At 43.0% G+C, this 22,916-nt stretch carries 22 protein-coding genes and 1 tRNA gene; 11 read left to right on the forward strand and 12 right to left on the reverse strand.

Features of this window, described 5'->3' with window-relative positions; genetic code table 11:
* Nucleotides 1–28: 28 nt before the first annotated feature.
* From R8G66_06520 to R8G66_06545, 6 genes are all read right to left on the reverse strand, one after another.
* Nucleotides 29–1,270 carry a glycosyltransferase gene (locus R8G66_06520; GenBank protein ID MDW3191997.1) on the reverse strand — a complete coding sequence of 414 codons (1,242 nt, stop codon included), beginning with the start codon at nt 1,268–1,270 and terminating at the stop codon, nt 29–31.
* Nucleotides 1,242–1,532: a hypothetical protein gene (locus R8G66_06525; GenBank protein MDW3191998.1), complete on the reverse strand. Its 291-nt coding sequence runs from the start codon at nt 1,530–1,532 to the stop codon at nt 1,242–1,244. Before R8G66_06525 ends, R8G66_06520 begins: the two co-directional genes overlap by 29 nt.
* A gap of 14 nt (nt 1,533–1,546) precedes the next feature.
* Nucleotides 1,547–2,032 (reverse strand): hypothetical protein, encoded by a 486-nt coding sequence (locus R8G66_06530; protein ID MDW3191999.1) that lies wholly within the window; start codon nt 2,030–2,032, stop codon nt 1,547–1,549.
* A 13-nt stretch (nt 2,033–2,045) separates the two neighbouring features.
* On the reverse strand, nt 2,046–3,422 hold the full coding sequence (locus R8G66_06535) for a hypothetical protein (protein ID MDW3192000.1): 1,377 nt from the start codon (nt 3,420–3,422) through the stop codon (nt 2,046–2,048).
* A gap of 170 nt (nt 3,423–3,592) precedes the next feature.
* On the reverse strand, nt 3,593–3,994 hold the full coding sequence (locus tag R8G66_06540; protein ID MDW3192001.1) for a hypothetical protein: 402 nt from the start codon (nt 3,992–3,994) through the stop codon (nt 3,593–3,595).
* 5 nt (nt 3,995–3,999) lie between these two features.
* Nucleotides 4,000–4,290: a hypothetical protein gene (locus tag R8G66_06545; protein ID MDW3192002.1), complete on the reverse strand. Its 291-nt coding sequence runs from the start codon at nt 4,288–4,290 to the stop codon at nt 4,000–4,002.
* A gap of 585 nt (nt 4,291–4,875) precedes the next feature.
* On the opposite strand from R8G66_06545, the gene R8G66_06550 reads away from it, so the two are divergent.
* The 3 genes from R8G66_06550 (at nt 4,876) to R8G66_06560 (ending at nt 7,761) form a co-directional block, all read left to right on the forward strand.
* Nucleotides 4,876–5,589 carry a helix-turn-helix transcriptional regulator gene (locus R8G66_06550; GenBank protein MDW3192003.1) on the forward strand — a complete coding sequence of 238 codons (714 nt, stop codon included), beginning with the start codon at nt 4,876–4,878 and terminating at the stop codon, nt 5,587–5,589.
* A 284-nt stretch (nt 5,590–5,873) separates the two neighbouring features.
* On the forward strand, nt 5,874–6,050 hold the full coding sequence (locus R8G66_06555; GenBank protein MDW3192004.1) for a hypothetical protein: 177 nt from the start codon (nt 5,874–5,876) through the stop codon (nt 6,048–6,050).
* On the forward strand, nt 6,028–7,761 hold the full coding sequence (locus R8G66_06560; protein ID MDW3192005.1) for a recombinase family protein: 1,734 nt from the start codon (nt 6,028–6,030) through the stop codon (nt 7,759–7,761). The genes R8G66_06555 and R8G66_06560 overlap by 23 nt, the downstream gene beginning before the upstream one ends.
* 12 nt (nt 7,762–7,773) lie before the next feature.
* Here the strand turns inward: R8G66_06560 and R8G66_06565 are convergent.
* Together R8G66_06565 and R8G66_06570 are read right to left on the reverse strand one after the other, a co-directional pair.
* Nucleotides 7,774–7,846 (reverse strand) — tRNA-Met (locus tag R8G66_06565).
* A 57-nt stretch (nt 7,847–7,903) separates the two neighbouring features.
* On the reverse strand, nt 7,904–8,974 hold the full coding sequence (locus tag R8G66_06570; protein ID MDW3192006.1) for a LacI family DNA-binding transcriptional regulator: 1,071 nt from the start codon (nt 8,972–8,974) through the stop codon (nt 7,904–7,906).
* Between the two features lie 152 nt (nt 8,975–9,126).
* On the opposite strand from R8G66_06570, the gene nagB reads away from it, so the two are divergent.
* From nagB to R8G66_06595, 5 genes are all read left to right on the forward strand, one after another.
* Complete coding sequence (gene nagB / locus R8G66_06575; GenBank protein ID MDW3192007.1) at nt 9,127–11,052, forward strand: glucosamine-6-phosphate deaminase; 1,926 nt, start codon at nt 9,127–9,129, stop codon at nt 11,050–11,052.
* Nucleotides 11,053–11,061: 9 nt separating this feature from the next.
* Nucleotides 11,062–12,033, forward strand: a complete 972-nt coding sequence (locus tag R8G66_06580) for an ROK family protein (protein ID MDW3192008.1) — start codon at nt 11,062–11,064, stop codon at nt 12,031–12,033.
* 43 nt (nt 12,034–12,076) lie between these two features.
* Nucleotides 12,077–13,879: a sodium:solute symporter family protein gene (locus tag R8G66_06585; GenBank protein MDW3192009.1), complete on the forward strand. Its 1,803-nt coding sequence runs from the start codon at nt 12,077–12,079 to the stop codon at nt 13,877–13,879.
* 124 nt (nt 13,880–14,003) lie between these two features.
* The gene (locus tag R8G66_06590) at nt 14,004–14,573 is read left to right on the forward strand and encodes a Crp/Fnr family transcriptional regulator (GenBank protein ID MDW3192010.1); all 570 of its coding nucleotides are present in this window, start codon (nt 14,004–14,006) and stop codon (nt 14,571–14,573) included.
* A gap of 44 nt (nt 14,574–14,617) precedes the next feature.
* The gene (locus tag R8G66_06595; protein MDW3192011.1) at nt 14,618–15,397 is read left to right on the forward strand and encodes an MBL fold metallo-hydrolase; all 780 of its coding nucleotides are present in this window, start codon (nt 14,618–14,620) and stop codon (nt 15,395–15,397) included.
* Between the two features lie 62 nt (nt 15,398–15,459).
* Here R8G66_06595 and R8G66_06600 read toward each other — a convergent pair whose 3' ends face one another.
* Nucleotides 15,460–15,987 (reverse strand): hypothetical protein, encoded by a 528-nt coding sequence (locus tag R8G66_06600; protein ID MDW3192012.1) that lies wholly within the window; start codon nt 15,985–15,987, stop codon nt 15,460–15,462.
* A gap of 258 nt (nt 15,988–16,245) precedes the next feature.
* Here R8G66_06600 and R8G66_06605 point away from each other — a divergent pair, with 258 nt between their 5' ends.
* Complete coding sequence (locus tag R8G66_06605; GenBank protein ID MDW3192013.1) at nt 16,246–16,620, forward strand: PKD domain-containing protein; 375 nt, start codon at nt 16,246–16,248, stop codon at nt 16,618–16,620.
* A 145-nt stretch (nt 16,621–16,765) separates the two neighbouring features.
* Here the strand turns inward: R8G66_06605 and R8G66_06610 are convergent, their stop codons facing one another.
* Both R8G66_06610 and R8G66_06615 read right to left on the reverse strand, forming a co-directional pair.
* Nucleotides 16,766–18,190 carry an amidohydrolase gene (locus R8G66_06610; GenBank protein MDW3192014.1) on the reverse strand — a complete coding sequence of 475 codons (1,425 nt, stop codon included), beginning with the start codon at nt 18,188–18,190 and terminating at the stop codon, nt 16,766–16,768.
* A gap of 70 nt (nt 18,191–18,260) precedes the next feature.
* Nucleotides 18,261–19,184 (reverse strand): hypothetical protein, encoded by a 924-nt coding sequence (locus tag R8G66_06615; GenBank protein ID MDW3192015.1) that lies wholly within the window; start codon nt 19,182–19,184, stop codon nt 18,261–18,263.
* Between the two features lie 121 nt (nt 19,185–19,305).
* Here R8G66_06615 and R8G66_06620 point away from each other — a divergent pair, with 121 nt between their 5' ends.
* Nucleotides 19,306–20,289, forward strand: a complete 984-nt coding sequence (locus tag R8G66_06620) for an aldo/keto reductase (GenBank protein MDW3192016.1) — start codon at nt 19,306–19,308, stop codon at nt 20,287–20,289.
* Between the two features lie 36 nt (nt 20,290–20,325).
* The gene (locus R8G66_06625; protein ID MDW3192017.1) at nt 20,326–20,790 is read left to right on the forward strand and encodes a MaoC family dehydratase; all 465 of its coding nucleotides are present in this window, start codon (nt 20,326–20,328) and stop codon (nt 20,788–20,790) included.
* A 411-nt stretch (nt 20,791–21,201) separates the two neighbouring features.
* Here the strand turns inward: R8G66_06625 and R8G66_06630 are convergent, their stop codons facing one another.
* Nucleotides 21,202–22,875, reverse strand: coding sequence for a sodium:solute symporter (locus R8G66_06630; GenBank protein MDW3192018.1), 1,674 nt, complete (start codon nt 22,873–22,875; stop codon nt 21,202–21,204).
* Nucleotides 22,876–22,916: the final 41 nt, after the last annotated feature.

The following is a 22,916-nucleotide window of genomic DNA, read 5'->3' on the forward strand; positions in this document are numbered from 1 at the left end:
TGTTTTTCAGCCGAGCATTTCATTGATTTTAAATGAACACTGATTGATATAATCCAATATTTGCATCATTATAAGCATTCATTCGCCACACAGCCCTGGAAGCAGCCTTGCCAATTCTCTTACGAAAACGCTCATTTTGAATGAGTGAATCCATAGCTGTTGTCCATTGCTCTGGTTCTTTAACCAGGAGTCCAGTCTCCTCATGCTTGATAACTTTTGAATAGGGAGCTACACTGGAAGCAATCACGGGTATCCTAAATACCGAAAGCTCGAAATACTTAATAGCAGACTTGCCTTTTGTATTGAATGAGATATCTCTTAGGGGTAACAACGCGATATCCAGTGATAAATCCTTAAGTATATTAATGTAGTCGGTAAAACTCACAGACTTCACATACTTGAATTTGAGATCTACCAGTTTGTTCTCTCCCTTCAATTGACCATCCCAACCAAAGAAGATGAATTCGACCTTTTCGCAATACTTATTCTGGATAGCCCTAAGAGATTCAAGGATATTTAATATGTCCTCTGCAGACGCTAAGCTTCCAATTAGCCCAATTCTTACAGTTTCAGAGGTTGGTCGCCAAGAGGCTGAATTGTTTATCCGTTTCCGTCCTTGATTCCCTTTCCTGGGGGGTTCAATCTCTTCGTAAGTCAACGTAGAGATCAGGTTGGGAAGATACTCCAAAAAGACTGTGGAATTCGGGAAGTGCTTTTCAAGTAATGAGTCATAGTAGTCCAGCAATTCTTCTAATGCTCCAGTCATGAGATCCATTCTGGAAATGTTCTTTAGTAACTGCTTTTTCATTTCCGTACTGATCTTGTCATGATCAGGATGGTCTTTGGGTATTTGATGGAAGTTCTGATCAAGATCCATCACAAACTTGAGGTCATCATTGATTTCCAATAATGCTCGAATGATGTATTCCACGTCAGTGAATATGGTTGGTAACACGATATAATGCGCCCATTGGATAAGCCTTTCATCTACCGGACTGTCATAATCATCAAACTGCTTGTTGAAATCCCACGAATGAATGCCGGAAATCAGGGCACAATGCGTATGAGTCTTATTCAGTTCCAAAGCCGGTGCAATAGACCGATAATAACCTGTTCCATTGAGGCAGGGCCAGATGTATAGTACATGGACCTTTCCGTCATTGAGGTCATAGAGAGGATATTTATCTTCAAACTTTTCAGCTTTCAATTGTGCTTTTAGTGCTTTGATTTGCTGCATGCTTTTATTGTCCTTTCCTTTGATTATGATCAATACTCACTTCATTTCCTTCAAGGAACTTCGCAATTATGTTACCTGAATCCAGGTCATAGATTTCACTGTTCTTGGTCATGGGACCATATTTTTTGACCAGGTTCCTTAGTCGATCCAGGCCAACCTCCCGATCACGATATTGACTTTTTTTGCTCTTCCAGTCTATCGAGTAAAAGGTGCGAATGTTCCCGTCCTTGAACCGGACGATCAATTTGCTAAAGGAGTGCTTATTAAGCTTCCATCCATAAGTAGGTCTTTCCATTTCCTTCAAGATTGTTAGGATTTGAATTGATTGATCAGCTGCTTCAAAGGGATATCTTCAACGAATTCCTGATCACAAAAACTCCTCACAAGGGTGTGCTTATCCTGGCTCATAATGTGTATCTGAAGCCTGGACACATCTACGGTTTTTTCATGAGCGTAAGCATCCATGAATGAAATCACTCGATCAGCAACTGTGGCAGGATTTACGACAGAGCTTGATCCGACAAAAAAGAGTACCAGGTCTTTGATGGTCAATTCCTGGATTTGTTGCGCACCCGTATGAAGAAATACCCGCAATGATTGACCTGGTTTGACAATCCGCACAAATATGGTCTGCGGGTTTACTCCAGCGTTACTCGCCGTTTCCTCTATGAACCGTTGAACATTTTGATTGACCAACTTTTCATATCCGAATATGTCCACATTAATCGAATCTATGATGGTCGTTAACCTTTGTTTGATAGGCGTTGATTGCTTGCTTCTAATTGTTTTATTCATTGATTTTTGACTTTTATTCAATTGAAATCGTGTTAGATTGATTTGGATGCAATTGGAGGTTTGAGTGATTGGATAGAATCGTGGCGTGGAATTGCTTCAGTAAGAGTGGATCTTGGAGCTTTCCAATTCGCTGTTCACAGTCCCGATACATTTCCAGTGATGGCCTTCTCTTGGCTGTATCTTTCTTTTCATTGTTGAGATAGCGCCGAACCTGAGCGTTCAGAATCAGCTTGAGCTGCACCTCTTGTTTGCGTTTTTCCTGTACTTCCCACCACTTCTTCGTTCCTGTGAAGCCATGACGGTTCGTTGGATCAAAATATCGGTCAGGTAACTGTACAAATCGATTCTCAGGGTCTTTTTGAATGAACTTCTGGACCAGGATGATTCGCTCCGTATAAATTTCATGGACTCTTGTCAGGCGGTCGTCACTTACTGGTTCATACCATTGTCGAAGTAACCTCTTTGCGGCTAATTCCTGTCTTTCAGTGAGGTATACATCCTTGTAAAGCACATTTTTTGCCAGATTCCAAAGCCTTTCTGCGTAAAAGGAAGTGGCGGCCCGAGCCTGATTTTCAGGGGATTTATCCCCGTTTTCCTCTCCAACTCGATGCCGCCCTTTTTCCCCTGCATCTTTGTGGGCTTTTTCGGATAACTCACACTTATCCACAGCCGCCGCCCGGCCCGCCGCCTTTTCGCTTTTAATTGCCACTTTTTCCCCTGTGTGTCCCGCAAGGGTGTTGCCAGTGTAGCCTGAAAAGGCTTGAGGACATGTGAGCGCATGCTCACGCCTTTTTGAAGTGTTGCCAGTTGAGACGTTTCGGCTGTTGATGCCCTCACCCGAAGGTATTTTCATGGAGTTAACCACATCCATTATTATATTATTAGTGTTTCCAGTGTTACCAGAGTCTGTATGAGGACGTTTTGTCGATTGTTCCTTTTCAAAATGCGCTTTCTGAGCTTCCAGAGCTTGTTTTCGTAATTGCTCATCTCGCTCTATTTTTAGCTCATTTTGGCTCTTTTTTCTGGTTACACACAGTATTTTAGGGTTTATCCACAACTCATAACTAGCATTACTGCCATGCCATACTTTTTGGGTAATGACACCCGCTTCCATCAACTTGCTGATATGCCGCTGAATGGTTCGGCTACTGGAATGGGATAATGTGGCCAGTTGGACATTATTGGTCTTTAAAGAAGGTAGATTATCCGGGTCAACCTCTCCAACTCCATTGGCCTTGATAAGAGATACCCCATAAAGCCGTATCAGTTCTTTCGCTGTTGCCGTTACACTTTGTCTTACCTGCCCGGATAGCTCTTCTGTTTGGCTATTGTACAAATTAATGTATGCATCAAGCGCCTTGAATGCAATGCTGTAATGAAGGACGATCATTTTATTTGTCGAACCTTTAAATAAATTGAACATCCACTCTCCAGGTTCATCCTGGGATGGGCTACGTTAAAAAAGAGCTACTGTGTGTAGTACTACAGTTCACTTTCGGCAATCAGCGGCCTTAACTGGAGTTAAGCCCTGATCAAACTTTAAATTCCTTTAATCCTGCCTTATCCGAGTATTTGTGAAAATGCCCTGAACAAGCCAAAGGGCTTAAGGTCCAGGTTAGTCGCTTCTCGTAGCAAGTAGGCCCGATGAACCCAAATCATTCCTGGTTCTTCATAAATCGGAGCATCAATTAACTGAGCCACATAGATCTTTAAATTACTATTTGGTTTATACAATGTTGTTGGATCGCTTACTAACCACGATACACTTTTAAGGGCGGGATTGATGTACCATTCTCCTTGAGCATTGACGTTTCTTGATGATTCTCCAGGAAAGGTGGTTAACTCTCCTTTACGCTCTCTGTAGAGCATGGTCCATACCTCTGACGAACCATCGATAGGTGTGGCATCAGCCTGTAAAATCTTAAACCAGATCTTTGATTTGTTTTCTTTTAGTTGAATCATTTCAATTACATTTTTTCCTTGACAGACACGACGCTTGGTTTGAAATATCTAATGATATACTGATGCTCATAAGTAATCAACCCTAGCTTTTTTGCAATAGGTAGTAGCTTCCTGAATTCAATGCCGCTGGAAATCTGTAGCAATTCCATTACCTCACTCTGATCTATCCAGGTCTCTGACTTTTGTTTGTCCAAAGCCCTGTAGATTAATCCGGGATTTACTTTCGAAATACACTTCTGAAATTCAGCAACGAATAATTCCGATGACCTAATACTATCCTCGACCTCATGCATCATTTTGAAAGTTTAGAAGACGATTTACTATTGACGGACCTGTTACTGCCTGATTTAGTTAACTGTTGAAGTTCATCGAACATTTCATTGCGAACTTTCTGTTTCGCTTTGATCAGTCTGATACTTGTACTGTAGATCAAATCCTCATTTGAAGGTCTTACAGAATCCTCATGATTGAAGAACTTATTAATCGTGGGCCTTGTCAGCCCCGTTACTTCTTGAAGTAGCCGAGGATAACTATCAAAGTGGGCCGTCAATTGTTCTTTAAGATGTAGAACTTCCTCTTTGTTGTACATAAAGCCTATTTAATTGTAGTTGTTGAATTGTATGATGTATTTTATTACATCAAACATAAAACAAATACGAATTAAAAAGCTAATTATTATGAAAATAAAATCACTATTATGAATTAAGACTATGCTTAATTCAAATTAAAGTGTAAATTCGCTGGACAAGAAATTGTAAATAAAAAGTAAAGTAAAAAAGCATCGTTTTGGGCGGTCTATTCGTTAAAACGATAACTTTCGAGTTCAAACGAAATCGAAGCAACTAAATAAACAACACTGAAATCCCTAAGCGCTAAATTAAATGGACAACAAACTAGAAGGCATTAACCTAAGATTCATTCAGGCTGTTGATCACGTGATTGATGTACATAAGGTGGCAGGTATGGAGCCTAAATCCGCCAGGTCGTTGAGTGAATTCATCGGAAAGGATCCCAATACGATTTCCAGGATAAGACAAGGGTCAAAGGATGTATCGGCTGAGCAAGTCAAACGACTTGCTGCACTTTGTGGGATAGATCTTAATTTTTTCTACAATGAAAATATTCAGCTGATCTATCAGGCAGATATGTTCAATGAGGAAAACCTCAAACGGTCAATTGAGGGGCAGACCATCAATATGGATTTCTCCAACTCCGGAAACGATAACACGAACCTTCAATTAGGGGCTGGTGATTTCTCTGGAAACATTTACAATAATGGAGCCTCTAGCGCGGAACATAGCCATAGAGATACGCATTATCACTTCCATAAAGCGGAACAACTTGTAAAGACCATACCAGCTCAATTTCAACAGAGCCTTACCAATCAACTACAGGAAATTAAATTAAGCTATATGAAGCTTGAAAGAGAACTCTTAGACAGGACAGAAGAGCTAAAAAAAATAACCAAAGAGTATTTGGCAGAAATCAAACTATCTCAGGCAAACCAAACCGATTTAATGGAACAATTAAAGAAAGAACGGGAAGCAAAAGACGATCTTTATCTGAGATACATCAAATCACTGGAGAATAAGTAAATAACGCAATCAATAGCGTTATTTAGAAACATAATTTATTTATACCCCGTATAAAATCATGCGGGTTAAAAAAAGATGAACAGCTTCGAAGAAAAGCTTAAGCAATCCATTGTTGCTCAAATCAGATGATTTTCAGAACATTGACCTTCGACAGGAAAATGGAAAGGTTGTTTCTATCCAAAGGACATTAAAAAAGAAATTATAGCTATGATAAATAATCAGGCGTATTGCGGTCATTGTATTCTTGATGTAATCCACATGAGAGTGCTATTGACAGAGTGGAAATGTCTAATTCAAAAAAGAGTAAAAAGACAAGAAGATTAACCATTGAAAAAGTAAGAGAAAAGACTAGATATAGAGATTTATCGGATGAAGAAGCAGAAGTAATAATTGGTCAATTGGATCGATTAGCTGAAATCATTGTAAAACATGTCATTTATGAAGCACCTGAAAGAGTTTGATAAATTCATACATAAGAAGTCGGATGAGATTGACTTAAATAAGAATGTATGGCTTTACACACGAGTATCTTCTAAAGATCAATATGTGAACCAGAGTCTTGAAAATCAGAAAAAGTATGGTATTGAATATTGCGTAAAGAATGAATATATCTTATCAAAAACTTTTGGAGAGACTTATGAGAGTGCACGAGGAGACTTCACCAGGCGAGAGTTCAAAAGTCTTATAGAGAGCGTGAAAAGGTCTAGGAGGCGGCCATTTGCCATACTTCTGTATAAGATGAGTAGGTTTTCCAGAACAGGTGGGCATGCGATCTCTTTAGCAACAGAGCTTATAGAAGTATTAGGGGTCCACCTTATTGAAGTTTCTAGTGGTAAGAGTACTTTGACCGAGCGGGGAAAGCTTGAAATATATGAGCGACTTCTAAAAGCTCGTGAGGAGAATATTGAGAGGTTAGAAATGACCGTGCCAGGAATGACTAGCTTCGTTGAAAATGGTAATTGGCTTGGACGAGTCCCACGTGGATATGATCACTTTGGCCCAAGAGTGAAGGATACTACTAAAATTAGTGGGGAACAGAAAATTGTCATAAATGGAGAAGGGAAAATACTAAAGGAAGCCTGGAAGAAGAAGGCGCTTGGATCGAAAGATTCTGAAATACTTATATTTCTTAGAGAGAAGGGAGTCAATTTCACCAAACAAGCTCTAAGTAGAATGTGGCGAAAACCATTTTATTGCGGAATCATTGTCCATAACATGCTTGGTGAGAAAGTTGTGAAAGGGAATCATCAGGCTTTGGTATCGCAAAAAGATTTTCTTAAAATTAACCGAGATTTAGAGCGGAATAAAAAGGGGTATGACAGTTCCAATGATGAAGAAAATCTTCCACTTAACAATTTCGTTCGAAGCCTCGATTGTGGAACTTCCTACTCAGGCTATTGTGTAAGGAAAAAAGGGTTATACTATTACAAGAATAATAGAACGGGTAGCAGAGAGAATATTAGAGCGGAAAAGCTTCATGAAAGCTTTGTTGACCTTCTAAGGGAAATTGAGCTAGACAAGGCCATTGATGCCGATCTTCTTGCCCTCGCCATCAGAGATAAAATTCAAGACATCTATAAGGTAGATGTGGAATCACAAGAGTTGATTAAAAAGAGAGTTCTTGAAATAGATTCCAGGCTAACCAGCTTAAAGAGAAAATACATGGTTCTTGATCTAATTAGCAAAGAGGACTATGATTTGTTTAAGGCTGAATTGGACCAAGAAAAGGCTCAATTATTGAAGGATTCTGAAAATACAATTTCAGAGTTCTCGAACCTACAAGAAATTATTAGTAAGGGTGTAAGAATATCCCAAAACATATCGATTCTGTGGCTTAAAAGCGGTTTTCAGCTTAAAAAGGCATTGCAAAATGTGATCTTCCCTGAAGGAATACTGTTCGACTTTAAAAACAAGGTTTCTCGAACCCAAAGAGTCAATGAAATTTTTCAATTAAACTATTCAATATCAATGAGTTACTGCAAAAAACCAAAAAGGACAAGTCTCAAATTTGAAACTTGTCCTATGATAGTAGCGGGAGGAGGACTCGAATCGCACCGGCGACCCGGCTCCGACCTTCGGGCTCATAACCTGACGAGCTTTGATAATCTGAATTTTTGGGATGGTTGCGAATACAGACTTAAACAACAAAAAAAGGCCAACTTTTCAAGTTAGCCTTTGTCTTAGTAGCGGGAGGAGGACTCGAACCTCCGACCTTCGGGTTATGAGCCCGACGAGCTACCAACTGCTCCATCCCGCGATGTGGACGGCAAAAGTAACACCAAATTGGGAACTACCAAATAATTTTAATTAAATGTTAAGGGATTTTTTCGGCGTGCACCGTGGATAACATCGAATCGATGTTTTCGGCAAATGCCACGTTGAGGGGGAGGAGGTATTCGCTTTCGACTGGCTTCTTGAAAATCAGTAGATCCGTAAACCTGACAACACCTTGATAGGCTTGCTCAACGGGCTTTTGATCGATCAGGAATTGGATCTGATGCTTCTTGAGAAGTTCGACGTTTGAAGCTACCAGGTCATAACCAGAGAGGGTACAAGCAGGGTGAATGTCTTTTAGTGTATTTTGAACCAAAAAGGCTTTCGAGGTGCTGACATGTACAGCTGATAGGTCTGGTATACTGTCGAGTGCAGATGATAATGCTTTTTGGAAGGAGGGGCCTTCGTTCAGGCGGATACTGTGAAAGTCCTTCAGGTCGAATCCTTGTTCCTCCAGGTAGGACTTGAAACCATCTTCCTTTTCACGCGCGTGATCTGCCTTATCCGGATGCTCGTTTACATGGATCATGGCCATTGCGCCTGGTTTTTTACAATGCACCAGTGACAATTGTCCAGCTAGTCGTCCGCTGTTCAAGTGATGCAGACCAATGTAACATGTGGGGTTCAAGGCTTGAAGGTGCGTGTTGAAGGTCATGTAGGGCAGACCAGCTTCATCAAATGCATTGAATTGCTGCGGGGCATCATCATGAAAGATGGGCACTGCCAATACACCGTCCGGTTTTTGATTGATCGTTTGCTGACAAGCAGATTGGAATGAATCGGATCGATCAATGTCAAACTCAATGATTTGAATGTCAATCCCAAAGGACTTGAATTCTTTGAGACCTGCCATTAATCCTCGTCTGGCTTTTTGCCAATATTCATCTTGAGCTGAGGAGGGGATGATGGCATTCAGTCGGAATATTCTATTGTTCTTCAGCGTCTTGGCGATCAGATTCGGTTCGTAATTGATCTCCTTCAGCACAGCCTCCACTTTCTTTCGATTGGACTCGGAGACTTTCCCGCGCTTGTGCAAAACCCGGTCTACGGTACCTGCTGAAACCTGAGCCAGCTTCGCAATGTCTTTGATCGTGATCTTTTTTTCGGACATAGGCACTTGGACCTGACGAAGGTACCAACAATTCTTTGAATCCTCCAATTTTAGTTCGTGTGTTCGAACAAATTGTTAGTGTGTTCGAACACACTTAAAAATATTTTACTATATTTGTATCATCTTATTCTCTAAACTCAATTTGAAATAGCATGATGACTTCTGTAATTGATGATTCTTCGAAAACCCTGGAGCGACTACCAGTAAGCATCCATATTAGCGAGAAGGTAGCCAGTGTGAAAGTGGCCAATGAAATAGCTACGTTGATCCGCAATAAGCAATCCCGAAACGATATGGCGGTATTAGGCCTTGCTACAGGTATGTCACCTGTTCATGTCTATAAGGAATTGGTACGGATGCATCACGAAGAGGGGTTGAGCTTCAAAAATGTGGTGACCTTCAATTTGGATGAGTACTATCCGATGAGCAAGGAGTCATTGTTGAGTTACAATTACTTTATGCATCATCATTTGTTTGATCATGTAGATATTATGCCTGAAAACGTGCACATTCCTGATGGAACCATTGAACTTGAGCAAATTGGAGAGTTCTGTAGAAATTACGAGAATAAGATTGATCAATATGGAGGCATAGATATTCAGTTGCTGGGTATTGGTAGAACAGGTCACGTGGGCTTCAATGAACCACCTTCACATGCTGATACCTTGACACGGTTGGTTAAGCTGGATCCGGTGACCATTGCAGATGCGACAAGAGAATTCCTTCGGGAAGACCTGGTACCTAGAAGAGCGATCACTATGGGGATCAAAAGCATTTTCAAAGCCAAGAAGATCTACTTGATGGCATGGGGAGAGAAGAAGGCTGAAATTGTCCGAAAGGCAGTAGAGGGCCCGGTGACGAAAGACATTCCTGCCACGTTCCTTCAAAATCATGGAGATGTGGAAGTGTTGATCGACGAAAATGCGTCTTTGGAATTGACCCGGATCAAAACACCGTGGGTGGTGTCGCTGGTCGATTGGGATGATCAGAAAGCGAAGAAAGCAGTGATCTGGTTGAGTCAGAAATTGAATAAACCGATCCTGAAACTTACTGAAGATGATTATAAGCTAAATGATCTTGGTGATCTGATTGTCTATTATGGCAATTGGCACGATTTGAACATCAAAGTATTCAACGCACTACAGCATACTATTACGGGCTGGCCCGGAGGTAAACCCAATGCTGACGATAAGCATCGTCCTGAGAGAGCGACTCCCACTCGGAAACGAGTGATTCTGTTTAGCCCTCACCCGGATGATGATGTTATTTCCATGGGGGGTACCTTCCTGCGGCTGGTTGAGCAAGGACATGAAGTGCATGTGGCTTATCAGACCTCTGGAAATATTGCAGTATTTGATGATGATGCCATGCGCTACGCAGATTTCGCCATGGACCTGTTGGAGGCAACCGGGACCCTGAAAGAAGATCATTTCAAATTAAAGAATGCCGTACACGAAAGTCTTGCCAATAAGAAACAGGGCGATCCAGATATTCCGATCGTGCGTACCATCAAAGGCTTGATCCGTAAAGGAGAAGCGGCAGCGGGCGCAAGATTCTGTGGATTAGAGGAAGATAAAATCCACTTCCTGAACCTCCCATTTTATGAAACTGGCAAGGTGGAGAAAAGAGGAGTGGGATCGGAAGACGTGACCATCGTCAAAAAACTACTCGACGAGGTGAAGCCACATCAGGTATTTGCGGCTGGCGATCTAAGGGATCCACATGGTACGCACAAAGTTTGCCTGGATGTGATTTTGGAGGCCCTACGCGAGGAAAGAGACGCAAATGCAGCATGGGTTGAAGATTGTTACTTGTGGTTGTATCGGGGTGCATGGCAAGAATGGCCGATTGATGAAATTGAAATGGCCATCCCAATCAGTCCGTCTGATCTGATGAAGAAACGAAAAGCCATTTTCAAACACCAGTCACAAAAAGACACACCTGTTTTTCCTGGTTCTGATTCTCGTGAATTTTGGCAACGAGCAGAGGATCGAAATAAAATGACTGCCCAGACTTATGATAGTTTAGGTCTGACAGAATACGAGGCCATCGAGGCTTTTGTTAGATACCATTATTAGTTTGCCATCATGGAGTTGATATTAGGGGTAGACATAGGAGGAACCTATACGAAATACGGCGCCATCGATAATGAAGGTGACCTGCTATTTCAAGGGCGTATTCCCACTAGAGAAGCTGATAATTTTGCAGATTTCACGATCGCTTTTGCCGAGGAAATTGATAAACGTCTAAGTAGTTTTTCCTGTCACTTGAAAGGAATTGGTGTGGGTTCTCCGATGGGGAGCCCACTTACCGGACGGATTACAGGAGCAGTAAATCTGGAAGAAGTATGGAGCCTCGATGTTCCACTTGTGGAGGTATTTGAACAGCAATTTAAAGTGCCTACTTTCCTGATGAATGATAGTAATGCGGCGGCAGTAGGAGAGAAGTATTATGGTCTTGCCAAGCCCTATCAGGATTTTCTGGTGTTGACTTTAGGAACTGGATTAGGTTGTGGGATTTACAGCGATGGATCCTTATTGATCGGAAGAAGTGGAGCGGCTGGTGAAGTGGGTCACACTACGGTAGTGCCTGATGGTCGGGATTGCAATTGTGGAAGAAAGGGCTGTTTAGAGACGTATGTCTCGGCAACGGGACTGGTACGAACGGCCAATGAATTGATCGAAGCGGGATATGCTTCTGATGCCCATGTCAAATATGACAATGCTGAAAGTATTTCTTTAGCTGCAACTGCAGGCGACCCGTTGGCCCAGGAAACTTTTAAAGTGACTGGTAAACACCTTGGGAATGCCCTGGCAGATTTATCTGCGATATTTGATCCTGAAGCGATCATTCTTGCGGGAGGGTTATCGAATGCCGGCGATCTGCTGCTCGACCCAGTGAAGGAAACTTTTGAAGATCAATTGCTTCAATCGTTGAAAGGCACGATCGACCTTTGGACTTCAGATTCCAAATTCAAAAACAAAGCAGTCCTGGGTGCGGCTAGTTACGCACGAGAGAAATTATCAAGCCCTGAACTGGAATTGGTCGAGGAGCTTTGAAACTTCAGCACCTAATATCTTTTTTATTTTATAGTTTAGTGACATGCTCTTAACCTCAATCGACTGGGTCATTATCTCAGTATTTTTCCTCATTGTCCTGGGTATAGGATGGGCGGCTTCCCGAACTGCCGGCAAAGACACAAGTGAATTTTTTCTAGGGGGCAGGTCCATGCCATGGTGGCTCCTTGGCGTTTCGATGGTGGCTTGTACGTTCTCAGCAGATACTCCCAACCTCGTGACAGGTATGGTAAGGACGGATGGTGTTGTGAAGAACTGGGCCTGGTGGGCGTTCCTGATCACTGGAATGGTCACAGTTTTTATCTATGCCAAGCTTTGGCGCCGGTCACAGGTCATGACTGATCTGGAGTTTTACGAACTGAGGTATACCGGAAAAGCCGCTTCCTTTTTGCGCGGATTTCGTTCCCTGTACTTAGGGATCTTCTTCAATTGCCTGATCATGGGAACTGTGACACTGGCTGCCATTAAAATTGCAGCAGTCATGTTCGGGGTTGATCCATTAACGACAGTGATCTTTGCGAGTATTGGTGTCGTGATCTATGCTTCCCTGGGAGGAATTAAAGGAGTAATTTGGGCGGACTTTTTCCAATATGGCATCGCGATGTTTGGTGCAGTTTATGCGGCAATTGTTGCTGTGAGACAACCTGAGGTAGGTGGGTTGAAAAACCTATTCGCTAATCCTGCCATTCAAGATAAATTGTCCATTCTTCCTGATTTTACCGATGCATCTGTTTTTGTGCCTTTGTTGATCATTCCAATCGCCGTACAATGGTGGGCGGTATGGTATCCGGGAGCTGAGCCTGGTGGCGGAGGCTACATTGCTCAGCGAATGCTTTCTGCGAAAGATGAGAAGAATGCGATCGGCGCAACCCTGTTCTTCAATTTTGCACACTATGCTTTGCGACCTTGGCCATGGATCATTGTGGCATTGGCCTCTTTGGTCATTTTCCCTGATTTGGAAGCCATCAAAAGAGAATTTCCAGGAATTACCGATCAATACTTAGGTCATGATGTCGCTTATCCGGCCATGTTGACGCGTTTAGGACCAGGATGGTTAGGGCTGGTCGTTGCGTCATTGATTGCTGCTTACATGTCTACCATCGGTACGCACTTGAACTGGGGATCATCTTATGTGGTCAATGATTTCTATCGTCGGTTCGTCAAGACCGATGCCTCTGAAAAGGAATTAGTATTGGTGGGTCGTTTATCTACTGTAACACTCATGGTGTTGGCCGGATTTTTTGCCTTAACCATTCTTGAAAATGCTACCCAGGCATTCAATATCTTGCTATTATCCGGAGCTGGTTCTGGGGCTATCTACTTGTTGCGATGGTTTTGGTGGAGAATCAATGCCTGGACGGAAATCATTGCGATGATTGGGGCTACTGTAGTTGCTTTTGTATTTGTCCTGGTGATTCCGGATGAAGCCATGGCTAATTCGGTATTGGATGGTTTCACCATGAAGCTGATGATGGCGGTCTTGATTACTACGGTGGTGTGGATTGTCACCACTTACGTCACAAGTCCTGAGCCCATGGAGCATTTAAAAGCATTTTATAAACTGACACACCCGGGTGGACCAGGTTGGAAACGCGTGGTAGAAGCTGCTAAAGCGGATGGTGATCCGATTGAAGCAGATGATGCCCGTTGGGATGTGCCACATGGCTTGCTGAGTGTGGTATTGGGCTGTTTGGGTATCTATAGCGCCTTGTTCTCCATAGGAAACTTTGTTTACGGCAACACTGGATATGGTCTGATGATGGCCGCACTGTTCGGTGTTTGTATCTTCTTGTTGATGCGTTTGTGGAACAAACTGAATATTGAGTAGCTGTCAAATACTAGAATCAGCATGGTTGGTATTTGGCCTGGAAAACAGTAATAAGCAACAGGACGAACTCAACATTCGAGGAAGGATGACGTAAGCAATTTCACTAAACATTTACTTTAGCGAAGTGTTTGCTGAAATTTCTAAATTTTTCGATACTGAATTTCCATTAAATAAGCATGGTCTGGAGGAACTGTTTGCTTTATTTAAAGTTGAACATCACCCGAAAGGAACCATTCTTTTAACATCAGGAACTGCCGAAAGGAAACTTCGTTTTTTGAACCAGGGAGTGGTAAGAGAATATTTTTTCAATGGTGAAAAAGAGGTCAACATTAATTTTTATGCTAAACCTCAATTTATCTCCGATTTATTGACCTTCTTTCAGAACGCGACAACCACAAAAAATCAGGAAAGCCTTTCCTCCATACAGGTATTGAGTATTGATCGTCAGTCGTTCTTCGATTTGCTCGAGAAATACGAATGCGGCAAGACCTTTATTGAATCGTCATTTAGAAAATTGTTGAAACAGAAAGAGCTCCGTGAGTATCATCGCATCACCAAAACACCCGATGAACTTTACAAGGATCTATTTGAATTCAAACCGGAATGGCTCCAATTCGTTCCTCAATATCACCTGGCATCTTATCTGAACATCACTCCTGAAACATTGAGTCGCATTCGGAAACGCATTTCTTGATTTGGATCAATGTGATTGATTCCTAATGATCGCACTTTTGTGAGATGAGCGTTAAGTCACTAAAAATACATCATGTCAGGAATGCCACAATGATTCTGGAAACAGGAAAGGATGTCATTCTAATTGATCCTATGTTGGGAAATCAGGGCGTAATGCCAAGTTTCACCTTTTTTCGGTACAAGGCAAGAAAGAATCCCACCGTTCCGCTTCCAATGAATACCCTTTCTAAACTGGAAAAGGTGACCCACTGTCTGATTACACACCAACATCCTGATCACATTGACACGAAGGCGGTAAAATTTCTGACCGAAAGCAATATTCCTGTCACTTGTAGCATCAAAGATGAAAAGGCATTTAAGAAGAGAGGATTAAACGTGGTGCAAACCGTAAAATACTGGGCGAAACAAGCTTTCTTGGGCGGGACGATTGAAGGCATACCGGCCAAACATGGCTATGGCTTTGTCTCAAGATTGATGGGGAATGTTATGGGGTTTTACCTGACACTACCTGATCAGCAGTCTATCTATTTGAGTTCGGATACCATATACACCGACGCGGTAGATCGGGTTGTAAAAACTTACCTTCCGGATATCAGTGTTTTGGCGTGTGGTGCAGCGCAATTTGATTTGTTTAAGAAGCTGATCATGAATGAGGAAGATATCATTCAGTTTGTGCGAAACTCTTCAGGAAAAGTCATTGCCAACCACATGGAATCAATCAACCATTGCCCGATGAGTCGTGAGGAGTTGAAAACCCTTTTAACAGGGGAAGGACTATTCGGTCAGGTTTACATTCCGGAAGATGGAGAAACGCTAGAATGGTGAATGGAATGAGAAAAGTGTCTCACTTCCAGGGGGAAAAGATTGAGATTTAACCTCTGCCCAAATCAATCATAAAGATGATGTGTCAGGCTTCTGATGTGATCTACCTTTTTGGTGACATGATGCACATATCTGCCTAATTCCACTTCCAGCACATAAACTTGATTATCATAAGATCCTTCTCCCGAATCTTTTCTCAATTCAGAACTGTGACTTTCCAGGTCAGTACTCTTATTACAATCGCCGTGTAGAAAATGGATGAAGTTTTTCGTGGTGTAGTTCCGCTCGAAGTTTTCGATCTCTTTGATGGTTTTATTGATATTGTGGTTGTGTCGATCCCTGCGACGCGCTTGTTGTAAACTTTTGTATAGTAGGGAGTCGTAATGATGGATACTTTTTAAAATATCGATGGTTGAATATCGATAATCATCATTGTTACAGAATTCCAATAGTCCCTCATAAGTAGATAGCTTTTCAGCTTCCAGGTCCCACTGATAAGTCAGGTCGTCAAACACCTCTATGGTAGATTGGGCATTTAAACTTGCGACAATCATCAAAAACACCAAAAAATTGAATACTCTCTTTAATTCCATAGCGAAACTGTGTTACCAGTGCTTTACTATCTTAAAAGTACGTAAAACCTCATGTGTAAGGTTTGAAGAATAGATAATCGGGATTAAAACGGCGATAAGCAGGAATAAATTGCCTTTTTTGGTTGATCTGATCACCAGCCATTAACCTGCACTTCTTTTCATTGCAATTCTCTTTTTACAAGTTTAAAAGCAGCTTAATCATCAAGAAACACCGGGCTCCTAATGTTGTGGCAAAACACAATTCCACTTAATCATATCATGAAAAGAATTATCAACAGCCTTGTAATGGCTAGTTTATTAGCAACCATATCCTTCAATTGTCAGGAGGATAGTGAAACTACTCCTGCAGGATCATTTGCCAGATTCAGTACGTCTCAAGATTTTCTTACGGTAACCTTTACCAACGAATCTGATAGTGAAGCATCGGGATTTTCCTGGGATTTTGGGAATGGCCAAACTTCAACTGATGAAAACCCATCAATTACTTACAGCGACTTTGGTTCGTATGATGTTACCTTAACCGTACAAGGCAAAGCAGAAGCCATTGTTACAGCAACGATCAATGTGACCTCACCTGAGTTCATCAGTGCATTGGAAGCGGGAGATGCACCTGAAGGTCTGGTATTCATCTAGGCAAAGGATAGTCCAACTCAGAAGAGTTTGGTAATCGTTTCATCAGAGGATGATGGTACGGTGAAGGTGTACGAGCCTGCGAACTAAATATTTTTTCTTCATTTTATGCTAGGGCTTTGAGCCCCTAACAGGGTTAATCATGTGTTTATTTCCTATAATCCAGCGCAGGGCCACGGTCTCCAACCAGTGCTTCATACACAAAATCACTACCTCGACTGGCCTCAAATTCTTCTTGGACTTTTGCCAAAACAGCCGGTTTATCAATCAATTCTGCAATGGTCAGTGCCAGGGTTTTAGCTGCGACCATCATGCCTTTTTGACCAATGGATGTTCCACCAGCCGCTACGGCCTGCCAGGAGTGTGCGGCTGTTCCGGGAACCCAGGTCGCAGCACGCATGCCGGCTGTAGGTACTGTCCAGCTTACGTCACCCACATCCGTAGATGCTTTGACCACATAATACTGATAGGAGGCTACTTCATTGGTTGTGTTTAGGGGTTTCGCGCTCTTTCCAAGGGATTTGCTGATCTCTTCGGCAAATTGGGCTTCATCTGCAGTGTAATCGAATCCACCAACTTCTGTTAGGTTTTCGTGTACAATGCGTTGCAAGGTTTCATTGGGAAGGACATTGTAAACGCCTCCCGTTACTTCAATTTCAACCTCGGTATCTGTACCCAATGCAGCGCCATTCGCCGCGTTTTCTAGTCTTTGCCACAGCGATTTTACTTCCTGAGGATCAGGGTGACGTACATAGTAGTATACTTCAGCAAAGTCAGGTACTACATTGGGAGCTTTTCCTCCTGAAGTGATCACATAATGGATTCTGGTGTCTTCGGTGGTGTGCTCACGCATCATATTGACCATAAAGTTCATCGCCTCTACGGCATCCAGGGCGGAGCGACCTCTTTCCGGGGCTCCGGAAGCATGAGCCGATACGCCGTAAAAACGGAACTTGCCTGTTTTATTGGCCAGGGTAGTAGACGGACTGGCGCCATTGCCATCACCTGGATGCCAGTGCAGGACCGCATCACAATCGTCGAAAAGTCCCGCACGAGCCATATAAACTTTACCAGAACCACCTTCTTCTGCCGGTGTACCATAGAATTTGATTGTACCTGAACCGCCATTTTGTGCCAACCAGTTTTTGGCAGCAATGGCCGCTGCGGCTGAAGCCACACCGAACAAGTGATGTCCACAGGCATGACCCGCACCCCCTTCGGTCAAAGGCTCTTTATAGCTTACTGCCTTTTGTGATATGCCGGGTAAAGCATCATATTCACCCATGATCCCTATGACAGGTTCACCGCTGCCATAAGTAGCAACAAAGGCAGTAGGGATTTCTGATACACCTGCTTCAATCTTAAAACCTTCGTTTTTTAGCAATTCTTGCAGGACTTTGCTGCTCTTCTCTTCCTGATAACCTACCTCTGCCAGGTACCAGATCTTCATAGAGGCTTCTTCATAGGATTGTTTTTTGCTTTCCAGATCGGAAAATAACTGCTTGTTTAGTTTTTGGGCATAGGTCGATAGGGATATGACCGTAACGAGTGTGACGGTAAATAAGTACTTCATAAGAACCAGGTTAATAACTAGTCTGGAAGATAGTTCAAGTTGGCGAAATGCCCGGTGCTTTAAGTTAGTTCTACTGCTTCAAGGTCCAACCCATGTCCTGCAATGCGCCCAAAATGATCGGACCCGGTTCGTGGATCACCTCGCCGCGTTGGAAGGTAGGGGTCATGAGGGCATTGCTCGTTCCGGATTCATAGGTGGCTTCGTCCAGGTGTCCAATTGAGGAGCCGGGTCTGAAAGTAGATGGAGCATAGATCTGGGGTCGGAGGTCGCCATTAGCAGACTGGGCGATTTCTCCACCCCAAAATAAGTCTCCGCCAGTAAATTCGAGGGTTAGTTCAAAAGAAGGGTTACCAAACCTTGATTCGTCAGTCAATCGGAACAATAGCCCGTTTTCCAGAAAAAGGTCATAGATCGTAGGTCGATTTTCCAGATCGGGGATCGGGAAACTGGGCGTGTAAAGGTCAGATTCGATGTTGACACTCCAGGCACCTTGTCCTTCTACAATGTCTGCGAGCGAGCCAAACCCCAAAGAATGACATATTTCGTGTAAAAACACGCTGACAAAATCAAACTGATCAGGACCTGGATTACCATCAGTGCCATAATACCAGTCACTTGTGCCGTCCATCAGTATGTCCATGTCAAATTCACCTTCATTCAATTCTGTCCCAGTTAGTTGATTAGCTAAAGCGCTCGGATACCAGATATTGGTAAATGGAGCTCCATCAAAATCTCTTCTTCCATTGGGAATGGATCTGCCCAAAAAACCAACGCTGATCGGCGTAAAAAAAACATTTACCTTGATCGGTACGTCAATTTCCAAATGTGATTCCCATATGCTCAAAGCATGTTCCATGGCCGCAATCACTTGTTCGTTGTTGTTGGTGCTGGTCAGTTCAAACTTCTTGACGATCGGGGTTTCGTCATCTTTACAAGAAATGGAGCACAGGACAAGTACGATGAGTATTAGTAGTTTGGAAATGCGTTTTTGCATGACAGCAGTAATTAATTCAGGTCAAATGTCGTATCAAAACATTGGATAACGAGAATACCCTCATTTATTTTCTCAAAGAGGCTTCTATTCTACTTTTGTTGATCACTGAATCAAAGTAGACATGAATTATAGAACACTTGGAAAAACCGGATTATCCGTTTCAGAAATAAGTTTGGGAACCTGGCAGTTGGGCGGCAAATGGGGCGATCCGTTTGATCATGCCAGTGCGGCAAAAATCGTTCATGAAGCCATAGATCAGGGAATCAACTTCATCGATACAGCAGATGTATACAATGACGGGTTGAGTGAGAAAGTTATTGGAGAAGTTTTGAAAGAGCGTAGTGAAGATATTTTTGTGGCCACCAAATGTGGAAGACAGTTGCAGCCACATACCAATGAAGCTTATCAACCGGGGGCATTACGAGGTTTTGTGGAAGCAAGCTTGAAAAACATGCAGGTGGAAACCTTGGATCTGGTGCAGTTGCATTGCCCACCAACGGAAGTGTATTATCGGCCAGAGATCTTTGAATTGTTTGACCGCCTGAGGGAAGAAGGCAAGGTCCGAAACCTGGGCGTGAGTGTGGAAAAGATAGAAGAGGCCATCAAAGCCATTGAGTTCGATAATGTGAGGACTGTTCAGATCATCTTCAACATGTTTCGTCACCGGCCTACAGAATTGTTTTTCGGACAAGCCAGGAAAAAAAACGTGGGCATTATTGCCAGAGTGCCTTTGGCCAGCGGGTTATTGACCGGAAAGTTTGGTGCCACGACCAGTTTTGGAAAAGATGATCATCGTCACTTTAATCGAAATGGTGAAATGTTTGATAAAGGGGAGACGTTTTCAGGGGTGGATTATGAGACAGGGCTTAAAGCCGTTGAACAATTAAAAGCCATCTTTTCTTCAGAAGACTTGTCCAAGGCCGCACTGAAGTGGATTTTGATGTTTGAGGAAGTGAGTTGTGTGATCCCCGGGGCTTCAAATGCGAGTCAACAATCCAAAAACTTGTCCGCGTTGGATTTTCCAGATATCACGGAAGATCAGAAAGCCGCTATAGATCAGATATATAAGACTCATATAAAGCCATTAGTGCATCATCTTTGGTAATGTTTTTTCTAAATTTGCGGCTCGTTTTTAGAGCATATGAGCAAGATCATCATCAACAATTTCCAGGAGTTTGAAAGTTATATCGGCAAGGATCTGGGGGAATCTGCACCACATGAGGTCACGCAGAACCAAATCAATTTGTTTGCCGATGCGACCATTGATCACCAGTGGATCCATACCGATCCCGAAAAAGCGGCAGCAGGTCCATTTGGACATCCGATCGCCCATGGTTACCTGACCCTTTCTATGATCCCTCACATGTGGAACCAGATCCTTGAGGTGAATAACCTGAAGATGATGGTGAATTATGGGATTGAAAAGTTGAAATTCAATAAACCCGTGCCTGTTGGAAGCGAAATCATATTGAAAGCACATCTTGAAGGTTTGAAAAACTTGAGAGGAGTCATCAGGGCGGAAGTAGGAGCGGTGATGGAGATAGTAGGAGAAAAGAAGCCCGCCTATACAGGAACGCTGGTGATGCTTTATCATTTCAATGATTAAGTCATGAAATGCAGGGTGACAGGGAAGGTGTCTTTCGACTCGGAAATTATTGCCGAGGAAGCCCTTATGAGTCATCATGCCAGACAATTCCATCAAGAGGGCTCAGGCCCAATTAATATTTATGAATGCCAGCATTGTGGATGCTGGCATTTTACTTCTAAAGGAGAAATCCACCCAGAACTCCAATCTGAGTCCACAAAAGAGAGACTAGCCAAGGAGCGGCTAGGATATCATTGGGAGCGGAAATTGCGTTAAATAGGGATCTATTTACCTAAACCTCCTCCGGAATTTGATATTATGATCTTTTTCAGCTTCACGCTTTTGTCTTTTCCGTCTTCCAATGATTTCTGAAACAGAGATAATCAAACCACCCAGGGCCATGATGAATAATACGGTAACCACAGATGTAATTTAACCCCCCAATCCGAGAGGACTAAACAACCACCACAGGAACAGTACACAAACAATCAAGATGATCGTCAGCAACCTGTCCGTACGGACATTCGGTCCCATTTCTTCACCTTTTTTCATGGTCAGGAACGCAGGGACAGGTCTCGTGTCGGGAAGTAGTTTACTGCAAACCATCAAGATCCCTGAACAGATCAGGAATAGGAATAGCGCGTAGTGCAGGAAGTTGATGCCCAGGAGTTTGTCAAGTAATGAACCTTCACTTACAATTAAAGACCCTTCATTGGCCATGAATTCGGTGACCAATCGGGCAATTCCCAAAACAAACCCACTCCACAACGCAATGATTGCACCCCTGGCATTTATCCATGGGAAATACAATCCAAGCAAGAAGACTGCAGCGATGGGAGGAGAGATGTAAGCTTGTACACTCTGTAGGTAAAGGAAGATACCACCACTCATCAATGCGCGCATGAATGGGATCCATCCCAGGCTGATTACTACCAAAACGATTGTGGCAATTCGTCCGAAACGCACAAGGTCTTTTTCAGTGGCATCGGGCTTGAATTTCTGGTAGAAATCAATGGTCAACAGCGTAGAACTAGAATTGAATGCGGAAGAAAGCGAGCTCATCAATGCAGCTAAGAGTCCGGCAATGGCCAATCCTTTTAAACCAACAGGCAGAAATCCTGTGATCATGGCGGGGAGCGCTTTATCGGCTTCATCCATGGAAAAGCTCAACATGCCTTTTTGCATCAAGGCAAAGGCAATCACACCTGGAATGAAGAAAATGAATACCGGCAATAGTTTTAAATACCCAGCTAATAAGGCGCCTTTTCGTGCGTGACTGACGTCTTTTGCGGATAGTGCCCGCTGAACAATGTACTGGTCCGTACACCAGTACCAAACTCCCAGAATGGGTGCGCCAAACAGCATGCCCGTCCATGGATATTCGGTATCGCTGGAAGGTCGCCATAAGTTGAAAAACCGATCTACAGAAGGGTTCGCTGGGTTTTGAGCTGCAACAGACAAGGTTTCCATCATTTCACTCCAGCCTCCCACTTGATTCAGAGCAAATAGCGTCACGGCTCCTGTGCCAATCAATAGAATGATCGCCTGGACCATGTCGGTGTAGATCACTGCTTTCAAGCCGCCAAGCACGGTGTAAAGCCCAGTTGCCAGTACCGTGAAAATTGCTCCAGTCCAAAAAGGGATGCCGATCGTTTCGAAAACCAAGGCGCCTGCGAAGATGATCAAGGAAATTTTCGTGATGACGTAGGCTAGCACAGAGATCACAGAAAGGTAGTTTCTACAGGCCCTTGAATAGCGTTTTTCTAGGAACTCCGGCATTGTAAAGACGCCTGTGCGCAGATAAAAGGGGACAAAAACCCAACCCAACAGGATCAAGACCAGCGAAGCAATGATCTCGAAATTGGCCACAGGCATATTGCCACGTGCTCCTGCTCCGGATACACCCAGGATGATTTCGGAACCAATGTTTGATGCGAACAAAGAGGCTCCTATGACCAGCCAGCCCTGATCTTTTCCAGCAAGGAAATAATCTACTGCGGATAAGGTCTTGTTCTTTTCGTCGGCCGCCCATTTGGAGATCCATAAGATCACTCCGAAGTAAAGCAGGACAATGCCCAGGTCAATGATTCCGAAATTTTCTAGCATAGGTTAAGGTTGTTCGTTTCGTAAGATAGATTTCTTTTCAA

It is taken from the genome of Cytophagales bacterium, from assembly GCA_033344775.1.
Classification (GTDB): Bacteria; Bacteroidota; Bacteroidia; order Cytophagales; family Cyclobacteriaceae; genus JAWPMT01.

What these genes read in the sequence shown, in the direction of transcription:
- nagB (MDW3192007.1), top strand. Translation starts at nt 9,127, where the DNA reads ATGATGACTTCTGTAATTGATGATTCTTCGAAAACCCTGGAGCGACTA.
- R8G66_06585 (MDW3192009.1), top strand. Translation starts at nt 12,077, where the DNA reads ATGCTCTTAACCTCAATCGACTGGGTCATTATCTCAGTATTTTTCCTC.
- R8G66_06525 (MDW3191998.1), bottom strand. Translation starts at nt 1,532, where the DNA reads ATGGAAAGACCTACTTATGGATGGAAGCTTAATAAGCACTCCTTTAGC.
- R8G66_06595 (MDW3192011.1), top strand. Translation starts at nt 14,618, where the DNA reads ATGAGCGTTAAGTCACTAAAAATACATCATGTCAGGAATGCCACAATG.
- R8G66_06630 (MDW3192018.1), bottom strand. Translation starts at nt 22,875, where the DNA reads ATGCTAGAAAATTTCGGAATCATTGACCTGGGCATTGTCCTGCTTTAC.
- R8G66_06535 (MDW3192000.1), bottom strand. Translation starts at nt 3,422, where the DNA reads ATGATCGTCCTTCATTACAGCATTGCATTCAAGGCGCTTGATGCATAC.
- R8G66_06615 (MDW3192015.1), bottom strand. Translation starts at nt 19,184, where the DNA reads ATGCAAAAACGCATTTCCAAACTACTAATACTCATCGTACTTGTCCTG.
- R8G66_06605 (MDW3192013.1), top strand. Translation starts at nt 16,246, where the DNA reads ATGAAAAGAATTATCAACAGCCTTGTAATGGCTAGTTTATTAGCAACC.
- R8G66_06580 (MDW3192008.1), top strand. Translation starts at nt 11,062, where the DNA reads ATGGAGTTGATATTAGGGGTAGACATAGGAGGAACCTATACGAAATAC.
- R8G66_06540 (MDW3192001.1), bottom strand. Translation starts at nt 3,994, where the DNA reads ATGATTCAACTAAAAGAAAACAAATCAAAGATCTGGTTTAAGATTTTA.
- R8G66_06545 (MDW3192002.1), bottom strand. Translation starts at nt 4,290, where the DNA reads ATGATGCATGAGGTCGAGGATAGTATTAGGTCATCGGAATTATTCGTT.
- R8G66_06570 (MDW3192006.1), bottom strand. Translation starts at nt 8,974, where the DNA reads ATGTCCGAAAAAAAGATCACGATCAAAGACATTGCGAAGCTGGCTCAG.
- R8G66_06620 (MDW3192016.1), top strand. Translation starts at nt 19,306, where the DNA reads ATGAATTATAGAACACTTGGAAAAACCGGATTATCCGTTTCAGAAATA.
- R8G66_06610 (MDW3192014.1), bottom strand. Translation starts at nt 18,190, where the DNA reads ATGAAGTACTTATTTACCGTCACACTCGTTACGGTCATATCCCTATCG.
- R8G66_06625 (MDW3192017.1), top strand. Translation starts at nt 20,326, where the DNA reads ATGAGCAAGATCATCATCAACAATTTCCAGGAGTTTGAAAGTTATATC.
- R8G66_06555 (MDW3192004.1), top strand. Translation starts at nt 5,874, where the DNA reads ATGTCTAATTCAAAAAAGAGTAAAAAGACAAGAAGATTAACCATTGAA.
- R8G66_06550 (MDW3192003.1), top strand. Translation starts at nt 4,876, where the DNA reads ATGGACAACAAACTAGAAGGCATTAACCTAAGATTCATTCAGGCTGTT.
- R8G66_06600 (MDW3192012.1), bottom strand. Translation starts at nt 15,987, where the DNA reads ATGGAATTAAAGAGAGTATTCAATTTTTTGGTGTTTTTGATGATTGTC.
- R8G66_06560 (MDW3192005.1), top strand. Translation starts at nt 6,028, where the DNA reads ATGAAGCACCTGAAAGAGTTTGATAAATTCATACATAAGAAGTCGGAT.
- R8G66_06530 (MDW3191999.1), bottom strand. Translation starts at nt 2,032, where the DNA reads ATGAATAAAACAATTAGAAGCAAGCAATCAACGCCTATCAAACAAAGG.